General features: G+C 40.3%; 1 protein-coding gene and 1 pseudogene. Both read left to right on the top strand.

The genetic code is table 11. The features are described 5' to 3' along the window. Positions 1 to 111 precede the first annotated feature (111 nt). A pseudogene (locus ACB028_RS20175) lies at positions 112 to 204 on the top strand (LexA family transcriptional repressor); the annotation flags it as partial. Between the two features lie 397 nt (positions 205 to 601). Further along, a complete protein-coding gene (locus ACB028_RS20170) occupies positions 602 to 2317 on the top strand; it encodes a DUF6056 family protein (RefSeq protein ID WP_371145054.1) in 1716 nt (571 codons plus the stop codon). The last annotated feature ends 391 nt before the right edge of the window (positions 2318 to 2708 follow it).

The following is a 2708-nucleotide window of genomic DNA, read 5'->3' as shown; positions in this document are numbered from 1 at the left end:
CGAGTTTGAATTCAGCAGTAAATGAGCGACGTAGTCTTGTCATTGAACACCTCTGGTCATGGTGGCGACTGTACCACCTAAAACGGTGTCCGGGATGATTAGACCACTACATACCCCACCATGCACTCCGACCGGCAGCACATCCAGATCATCGGCGTGATGGTAGAACACAGATCTTATAGAAAAAGACAAACAGGGCGCTAATGCGCTCTGTTTTTATATCCGTTGCCAGCCTTGGGGTTAACGGGTTAGATGATGCCGAGCATTCTTAACCATGGCAGCAGAGCTTACATACGAGCAAAAAACTCCTCTTTACGAGTTTTTCGGCGTTTGTCATTGTTTGCAGTCCGCGAAGGTGAGCATGGTGACTCATACTGAACTTCATCCCTGACATCAATGGGACCATGATCTCACACCAAGAACTTGTTCACACCTCCCTAAGATCTAGATGATATAAAGCAAAGCAGGTTCAATCTGAGGTTGAAAAACATACAAAGGCGCTGGTTGAATTTGTGTTACACATACCCACTTTACATGGTTCGTGATAAGCCACCACGCTAGCAATGAAAACAATGAATATTAAGCAACGGCCTGCTATCATATGAGCCTTATTTTTTGCGAACATGGTGCCGAAGTGAACGTGATAAAAGTTGTCCCAACCATAGGTGTGGTGATTTTAATATTCACATTTATGTATTATTTACAAATGTTGATCCCAACATATTCAGATGATTATTTTTATTTTCTCATGGGTAATGATTATTTGGGAAGGGCCGTTTCTCATTACATGACATGGAGCGGTAGAATTGTAGCTGATACCATCAGTTCTAATATGTTGGCCAATCTCCCCAAGTTTTTATATTCCGCATTAAATTCAGCAGCATTGGTTTTACTTGTTTATTTAGTTTCATCGTTACCATCAAAACTCAGTAAGGAATCAGATCCATTACTGCCGATTGTAATGGTTTTAATTTGGGCGTTATATTTTATAGCCAATCCAAGTTTTGTCGAAACGTCTATGTGGATTGTCGGCTCTTCAAATTATCTATGGACTAGCCTAGCAATATTAGTTTATTTCAGTCTTTCAATTAAAGCGTTGTCGAGCAACAACTTAAAATGCTCTGCTCTCATATTAATATCATCCTTTGTGGCCGGATGCACAAATGAAAGTACAGGGATTTTCGTTCCAATATTCTCTATTTTTCTTGTGGCATTTTATGTTCCAAAAGGCAAGAGAATATTTAACAGCATAAATATTGGTGTGATTGGTGGTTTATTTGGATGGCTCGTTCTAATTTTGTCACCAGGTAATACCGCAAGAGCACTGAACTTCACAGATTGGTATAAGAATCCATGGTTGAATCGGATTGGCTCCTATGTTTATAACCAGCTGCCTGTGGCCTTATCAGAATTATGGCCATTATTACTTACAATGGTATATCTATCAATCGTAGCAATAGCTGCTGGCCGACACAGTCATTCTAAATGGGGGATTTTTTTCTTCATATCTGCCATGGGGAGTGCTTTGGCAATGGCTGCATCGCCATACGTGCCTTCTAGGTCATATAATGGGGCATTAGTTTTTTTATTGATATCCTTATCTTTCACTCTTCACTCCACTGCATCCATTTGGGGCTCACCTGTTGTCAGAATAGCATACCTAAGCCCAGCAATATTGTTCTGCGCAGTATTCGTTCTTCCACAGATTACAATGTTAAAAAGTGATCTCGAACTGGTTCACCAGCAAGAAAAAATAAGAAATGATATTTTGAATGGCGCGAAGTCAAACGATATAAAATATGTAAAAGTACCAGAGTTTATAACCAATCCATATATTGGTAAGCTGACTCAAGGCTTTCCCTCAAACTATGCGTATATGGCTAAATACTGGGGCTTTGCTGAAATATCTCCATTTTCAGTGGGGTTTAATTACGCGCATATAAAAATCAATGATAAAGAATTAGTTGTCAACGCATCTCTATCTGATTCTGTGAAGTTGGAAAAGATAATTTTTTATGATGAGTTACTACCCTTCTATATGGAAAGAAAGGGTATGGCTATCTATCAATTTAATACAGATCCATCCAAACTTACTACTGATGATAATGTGTTATTTTTACATTATATTACAGCGAATGGCGAACATATGAACGCAGATTTAGGCGTGGTAACCGCTGTTAAACTGGGTAACCATTGGTATACGGAAAGACATATATCTCCAGAAATCACGCCAGATACAATATCGTCGATATCTTTAGGGCTTTTTGATAAGGTCAAATTAAGCAGGGTTAGCTCGATAACACTTGATTTAGAATAAGTTTTTATTTAATTACACATAACTAAATCACTGGCCTAACGAGCCAGTGATTTAGAGCCGCCCATGTACAAGACCTTAAGCGTTGAGCACCATAGTCTAGGCCCTGTTCATGGCTGGGGATGGGATTTAGTTGCCCACTACAATCGAGATGAAGGCATAGATGCGCTAGCAGCTTTACGGGCTAGCCGAGCCCCAGTCGTACCTATCCCAATCTCCACACCTTAAGCGAAGGTGTAATCAATTATTTAGTGTTTCGCCTTACCCTGTGGCTGGGTGAAACTGTAGTGGTCTAATCATCCCGGACACCGTTTTAGGTGGTACAGTCGCCACCATGACCAGAGGTGTTCAATGACAAGACTACGTCGCTCATTTACTGCTGAATTCAAACTCG

It is taken from the genome of Aeromonas sp. S9(2024), assembly GCF_041403185.1.
Lineage (GTDB): Bacteria > Pseudomonadota > Gammaproteobacteria > Enterobacterales > Aeromonadaceae > Aeromonas > Aeromonas enteropelogenes.
The sequence above is the reverse complement of the archived record's forward strand: the minus strand, read 5'-3'. Positions and strand labels throughout refer to the sequence as shown.

Bases quoted from the DNA above. Each gene is read 5' to 3' on its own strand.
- ACB028_RS20170 (WP_371145054.1), top strand. From the start codon at position 602: ATGAGCCTTATTTTTTGCGAACATGGTGCCGAAGTGAACGTGATAAAA.